Genomic DNA, 6,258 nt, shown 5'->3' with positions numbered 1-6,258 from the left:
AGGGGGCGATGCCGGTTCCCGGCCCGGCGGGGCCCGCGCGACAGCCGCTGCCGCCCCCCAGGCCGGCGACGCGGATGCCGACCCACCCGCTCCACGGCGCCCGGCCGGGGCCGTCGAGCAGCGGGCGGTTCGCCGACAGCGACGCACCGTTACCCGCCCGGCCGAGGCGGGGAGGCAACGGTTGGCCCGGCTGGCTGCTGGCCATCGGCCTGGGTGCCGCCGTGGTCGCGGTCGTCGCCGTCGCCTCGTCCGGTAGCGGGCCCAGGTCCGGTCTGGAGGCCTCGGAGCGCCGCACCGAGTTCGTCGTCCCCACGCCACCGCCGACACCGCCGCCGAGGGACCTGCCGGCCCCTCCTGAGCGCCCCGAACGCCCCGAGCCGACCGAGGACACCCCGCTGGTCGAGCCGACCGAGGAGGCGCCGCCTCCTCCCCCGCCCGCGCCCCAACCGGTGCTGCTGCTCGCCGACAACCCGATCCACGGCGGCGGCCTGCGCGCCGCGGACACCACCGCCTGCCAGCTCGTCGGCTTCAGCCCGGACGCGGCGGGGCAGGAGGCCTACTACCGGTCCGCCATGCCCTGCGCGGTCGACTCGTGGTCCCCGGCCCTGGAGGCCGCGAACCTCCCGAGCACCGAACCGTCGCTGGTGGTGATCAACGGCCCGGTGGACACGCCGTGCGGCACCGCGCAGTCCTCCTACTACTGCAGCGGGAACCAGACCATCTACATGGCCGCGGCGGTGCACGCGCAGCAGGAACGGCTCGGTGACTCCCCTGGCCCCTACCTGAGCGTCTTCGCGCACGAGTACGGCCACCACGTGCAGGGGTTGGCCGGGATCATGCAGGCGGCGTGGGACGACCGCTACGAGGTGGGTGTGGATTCCGAGGCGGGTCTGGAGATCTCGCGGCGGATGGAACTCCAGGCGTCGTGCTTCGGGGGGATGCTGATGGCGGCCATGTCCCGGACGGGGGTGGTCGACATCGACACCGCGATGGCCGCGCTCGCTGATGCCGCCAACCGGGGCGACTGGCCGCAGAACGGGTCCCGGGACCACGGTGCCCCGGAACGGAACGGCGCCTGGATGCGGCAGGGCTACGAGATCAACCTGACCTTCGAGTGCAACACGTGGGCGGTGGAGTCCGCGCAGGTCAGCTGATCGACCGGGGCGGCCCCCTGACCGCCCGGCCGGTCATCCCCGCCCGGCGGGCCGCGGCGGGGTTCGGGTGGCCCGTCGGGCAGGGCCGGGGACCCGCGGAGCCGAGCGGGGTTCCCTCCTCGGTGGAGGAGCCTTCGCCAGGCGCGGGTGGGAGCGGTGCCGGTCGCCGCCGCCACGCCCGCTACCCGGCCTGGTGCGCGCCGCGCGAGGAGCACGCCATCACCTGGGTGTGCTGGACGGTGGTTCCGGCGACGGGCCCTCCTGGTTGGCGCCGTCCACCGGCGAGAAGAACGCGGTGCCCTCCTGACCACGAGCACCGGTGCCCGGCTCAGCGGCTCCCGGGAGTGGGAGGAAGGCGGTTCCGGTGTGGGGCCCGGCGGGTGCCGGCTCGTGCTCCACCGGCGCGAAGAAGGCGGTCCCCGTTTCCGCCTGGTGGTGGTCGGCCAGGCGGCCCGCCGATGTCTCCGGACCGCGCGGGCCGTCGGCTTCTGACCGGAGCTCCGGGCCCTGAGCGCTGGTGGCGGAGCCGAGGCCCCACCCCTCCCGGTACGCGGAGTCCTCTCCGGGGGCAGCGGGGTCGCCGTCCGGTGCGGACGCCGGCGGACGCTCGTCGGTACGGGCTGTCGGTCCCGGTAGCGCGCTGCCCCGCCCGCGCTCCGCGCCCCCGGGGGACCCGGACGACGAGGTGGCACCACGCGCGCGGCGGGCCCGCATCCGCCGGATGTCCCGGGTCGTCTGCCGGACCAGGAAGGCCAGTCCGGCTCCGCCCACCGCCGCGATGGTGAGCAGGACGGCCGAGACCCGGTCGTTGGTCTCGCCCACCCCGGCGGGGCTGGTTCCCGCCAGCCACACCCGGTACTGGCCGGACCCGAGGCGCATCACCTCGACGTCGAGCTCCCGTTCCTCGTGGTGCCCGCAGGCTTCGAGGTCCGCGACGTGCTGCTCGCCGTCGACGGTGAACATCACCTTGTCGTTCTGGTCCGCGGCGCACTCCCCGGAGACCAGGACGGTGGCGGTCGTCTCGCGGAGTTCACCACTCCCGGAGTTGAGGGGGAGGATCCTCGTGGCGGCGAAGACGACGGCGAGCCCGAGCACGCCCATCGCGATCATCACTAGTACCCATCGAGCGGGTCCACGCCTCACCACGGTGTGCCATGCTTCCAGACGCTCGGTGTGCGCCGGGTGTGTGTCCCGTCGTCCGGTCCCGATCCGGTGGTCAGCCCGGCCCGGTGCCGTCCGGCCGCGCCCGGTCCGACCCGCCGTTCCGCAGGTAGATCACCCGGTCGGTGGGGCGGAGCACCGCCGCCGCTGGTGAGTCGACCGGGACCAGTCCGGCCTCGCGCACGACGGCGAGCACGGTTTCGGCGAGGTCCCGGGGCGAACGGCCGTACTCGTCCGGGGTGAGGGCTCGTTCGGCCAGCACGACCTCCGCCTCGGAACTGATGATCGTCTCGAAGAGGTCGACCAGGGAGGGCGAGAGCGTCGCCATGCCCAGCAGCCTGCCGGCGGTCTCGCTGGACACCACGACGGAGTCGGCACCCGACTGCTGGAGCAGGTGGACGTTCTCGGACTCGCGCACCGCCACCACCACCTGGGCGTGGGGGGCGAGCTCGCGAGTGGTCAGCGTCATCAGGACGGCGGCATCGTCGCGGTCCGGTGCGATCACGACGGACCGGGCTCGGTGGACCTCGGCCATGCGGAGCACGTCGGAGCGGGTACCCGACCCTTGCACGGCCACCAACCCGTGCGCCTCGGCACTTTCCAGCACCCGGGGGTCGGTGTCGACGACGACGAGTTCCGACACGTCGACGCCGTCGTTCATCAGCGCCGCGATCGCCGACCTGCCCTTCGTGCCGTACCCGATGATGACGACGTGGTCCTTCACCCGTGACCTCCAGCGTTGGATTCTCAGGGTCTGCCGGGACCGCTCGGTGAGGACCTCCAGCGTGGTGCCGACGAGAATGATGAGGAAAAGCACCCTGAGCGGCGTGATGATGACGACGTTCACCAGCCGGGCACTGGTCGAGACCGGCACGATGTCGCCGTACCCGGTCGTGGAGAGGGAGACGCTCGCGTAGTAGAAGCAGTCCAGCAGGGACAGTTCCCCACCCGTGAAGTCGACGTAACCGTCCCGTTCCAGGTAGACCAGGACCACGGACGTGAGGAGTGCCGCCAGGGCGACCACGAGGCGGCGGGCGATCGACCGCAGTGGACTCACCCCGGCGTGGGGCATTCGGATGATCCCGACCAGGTTGTCCGGTTTGGCTGCGAGTAGCCGTTCCGGGCGCCTCACTCCCCGCCACGCGGCCCGCATGCTCGCCCACCGGCCTCTCGCATCCCGTCGTGGTCGTCCCGCCGAAGTGGGCGCCGGCCGGGGAACCGGCGCCATCGGGCGGGAGCTCCGCCCGCCCACCGTAGGGCCGTCGCGCTCGAGGTCCTGCCAGGACACTCCGTCGCGAACTGGCGAAAGAACGGTGTTTCCGGTAGTCGGGAATGTGCGCAGCGCTGTCGAGCAGAATGCGCACCGACGATTTCGAGTGGTTCCCTCCGCTCGTTCGATGAAGAGTTGAGCCGCTGTTGGATAAAGATTCAGACGCGCTGTAACGACATCGCCAGCACAGGTGATTAGATGTAGGGGTGCCGTCACTCCAGCAGGCTGCCACTGCGCTCGGTTGGCGCGGTCAGCTCATCACCGAGGTCGCCGTTCTCGGCCAGCGCGTCTCCGCCCTGGTACGGGTGCGCGAAGACGTGCACCGCTGGCGGATGGAGAACGGCTGGCCACCGGAACCGGACCCGTCCTGGTTCCGTTCGTGGTTCGAGCCGGAGCTGCACGACCAGATCCCGGTGCCCGCCGTGGACCTCGTCGGGGTCCTGGTCACGGAGTCCCGCGCCGGCAGGGCCCTGCGGTCCTGCGGCACCCTGATGACGCTGGCCCCCTGCGCCGTCGTGCTGCCGTCCAGCCAGACCTCCGACCCCTGGCCGCTCGTGGAACTGGACTTCTACGGGATCGGCGTCGTCACGATCGACGAGGAGGGGGACGCCTCCGTCGCGATCAGCCCCGAGGACAGATCCCAGGAGTTCGGGGGCTCCGTCTTCGGGCGCTGGCTGCTCGAACTGCTGTACCACCGGGTCATGACCAGCGTCCTGTCACCGCCGCGCTGAGGAGTCCCCGGCTGCAGGGTGCCCCGCCTCCCGCTCGGTGTGCCCCACCCGGGCGGGCGCTGGTCGCCCGCTGGGGCCAGCTCCGCGTGGTAGGACGGGCAACGGCCTCGTACGCCGGGCAGGGAGCCGCCCGCCATGCCGGCGCGCTCCCGCGCGCATTGCCCGGGGTGCGCCCGGGCGCTGGATCGCCCGGGCCCGGTTCGGAGCCGCTCCATCCTGGGACGGCTCCGGGATCGCAGCCGCCGAGCCGGGCACGCCTGGTCGGTGGCGATCACCGGGGAACGCGCGTCGACGAGCGGACCCGCGGCTCCCACCTCTGACGCCTCACGGTTCCCGGCGGATCCAGGTGCCCGTGGAGCAGGCGCGCGCGAGCCCCACAGCCCTCCCCGGTCCTCCGCGAACCCCAGGTGCGGGCCGGGCGTGGACGGCGTTGACGCGGGCCACGTCGACCGGCTGGCCGGGCGTGCCGTGGCCCCGGCGAAGGGCGTGGTCCGCGGGTCCAACGCCTCGGCACCCGCGGCCACCGGGTGGTCACCGGTTCCGCCGCGGTGGAACCACGGCCGCCGGGAACGGGACCGGGCCGTGGAGCCCCGGCCGGGGAAGGGAGCACCGGGGCGGGGCTCTCCCCGGCTCCTTCCTCCCCACCGCCGCCACGAGACCGATCAGGCGGGAACCAGCTCGTACTCCTGCCAGTTCAGCGCCTCGGGATTCCACTCCATCCCCCGGCCCTCCTGGAGCGCGCGCAGGGCGTGCATGCTGTGCGGCCACCGGCGGACGACGTCGACGATGGCGATGGCGACCATCTCCTCGGCGGTCCGCTGCTGCTCGCCCGGCCCCAGGACGAGCAGGTTGCCGTCCTCCTGCCGGAGATCGGACAACCGGACCTCACCGGACAGCACCTTGCGCTCGACGAGCACCGGCCGGTTGGGAGGCAGCGCGTCCGGCCAGGACTGCCGGTCGATGTCCGCCGCGACCGGGTCACTGCACTGACCGCAGGTGCAGCCGCCGCCCACGGCCCAGCCGTGCTGGGCCCAGTGCCACACGGCCGAACTGCCGTTGTTCAGATCAGTGAGCCCCGCGACGTGCGGCCACGCGTCCACCACACCGCCGAGGGTGGTGGAGCGGGTGGCCGCCTCGTCACTGCCGGGACCGAAGAACGACCAGCCGCCGTCCTCGTCCCGGTCAACACGAACCAGGGGCGCCTTGAGCGCCACGACATCCTCTGCGACCTGGACCTCCGTCGTGGGAGACGTGGCCAGCTTCCAGTGCGTATTTTCCGACATCGCGGGCATCGTCGCGAGGAAACGCCCGGGGTACAAGGACCGCCACTCGATCAGGTGTCACTCGAAGAAGGGATTTTGCGCACCAGGTCCCGGAGGCCGTCCTCGTCCAACAGATCCGCAGGTCGCAGGGTTCTGTTGCCGGGTACGAAGTGGAACGCCGCCCTAACCCGATCCAGTGGCGCACCGCTCAACGCGGCCCACGCGAGCCGGTACGCGGCGAGCTGGACCGCCAACGCCGGCACCCGCTCGGGAGCCGGCGCCCGACCCGTCTTCCAGTCCACGACGGTCCACCCGCCGTCCTCGTCGGCGAACACCGCGTCCATCCGCCCCCGCACCACCACCCCGTCGACCGTGGTCTCGAACGGGACCTCGACCTCGGCCGGCGTACGAGCCGCCCACTCGCTGTCGAGGAACGCAGCCTGGAGATCCTCCAGGCCTGTCTCCGGCAGCTCCTCGTCCGCCGCCCCCGGGAGGTCGTCCACGTCCAGCAGCCTGGTCGAACCGAACCGCTGCTCCAGCCACTCGTGGAACGTCGTGCCCCGGCGGGCGTGCCGGTCCGGCTTCCGGGGGAGGGGGCGGCGCAGCCTGGCCGCCAGTTCCTCCGGATCGGCGGCCAGCTCGACGAGCTGGCTCACCGACAGCTGCCCCGGAAGCCGCAC

At 72.8% G+C, this 6,258-nt stretch carries 6 protein-coding genes; 2 read left to right on the top strand and 4 right to left on the bottom strand.

Translation table 11 applies throughout. The annotated features are described in order from the left end of the window. The coding region (locus ACTIDRAF_RS30230; protein WP_211215396.1) for a neutral zinc metallopeptidase at positions 1–1,154 on the top strand (1,154 nt) is incomplete at its 5' end. Positions 1,155–1,373: 219 nt separating this feature from the next. Here the strand turns inward: ACTIDRAF_RS30230 and ACTIDRAF_RS0220910 are convergent. Together ACTIDRAF_RS0220910 and ACTIDRAF_RS0220905 are read right to left on the bottom strand one after the other, a co-directional pair. Beyond that, entirely contained in the window at positions 1,374–2,264 is an 891-nt protein-coding gene (locus tag ACTIDRAF_RS0220910; RefSeq protein WP_026066343.1) for a hypothetical protein, read from the bottom strand. A gap of 106 nt (positions 2,265–2,370) precedes the next feature. Next, a complete protein-coding gene (locus ACTIDRAF_RS0220905) occupies positions 2,371–3,468 on the bottom strand; it encodes a potassium channel family protein (protein WP_016700670.1) in 1,098 nt (365 codons plus the stop codon). Between the two features lie 323 nt (positions 3,469–3,791). Here ACTIDRAF_RS0220905 and ACTIDRAF_RS0220900 point away from each other — a divergent pair, with 323 nt between their 5' ends. Further along, complete coding sequence (locus ACTIDRAF_RS0220900) at positions 3,792–4,316, top strand: hypothetical protein (RefSeq protein ID WP_026066342.1); 525 nt, start codon at positions 3,792–3,794, stop codon at positions 4,314–4,316. Positions 4,317–4,978: 662 nt separating this feature from the next. Here the strand turns inward: ACTIDRAF_RS0220900 and ACTIDRAF_RS0220895 are convergent. Together ACTIDRAF_RS0220895 and ACTIDRAF_RS30225 are read right to left on the bottom strand one after the other, a co-directional pair. Beyond that, on the bottom strand, positions 4,979–5,599 hold the full coding sequence (locus ACTIDRAF_RS0220895) for a hypothetical protein (protein WP_026066341.1): 621 nt from the start codon (positions 5,597–5,599) through the stop codon (positions 4,979–4,981). Positions 5,600–5,649: 50 nt separating this feature from the next. Further along, positions 5,650–6,258 (bottom strand): RecB family exonuclease (locus tag ACTIDRAF_RS30225; protein ID WP_211215394.1); only part of this gene is annotated, 609 nt, incomplete at its 5' end.

Origin of the sequence: Actinoalloteichus spitiensis RMV-1378, from assembly GCF_000239155.1 — a bacterium.
In the GTDB taxonomy this organism is placed as follows: Bacteria; Actinomycetota; Actinomycetes; order Mycobacteriales; family Pseudonocardiaceae; genus Actinoalloteichus_B; species Actinoalloteichus_B spitiensis.
Note: the sequence above shows the minus strand (reverse complement) of the source record. Positions and strands in the feature narration are given on the sequence as shown.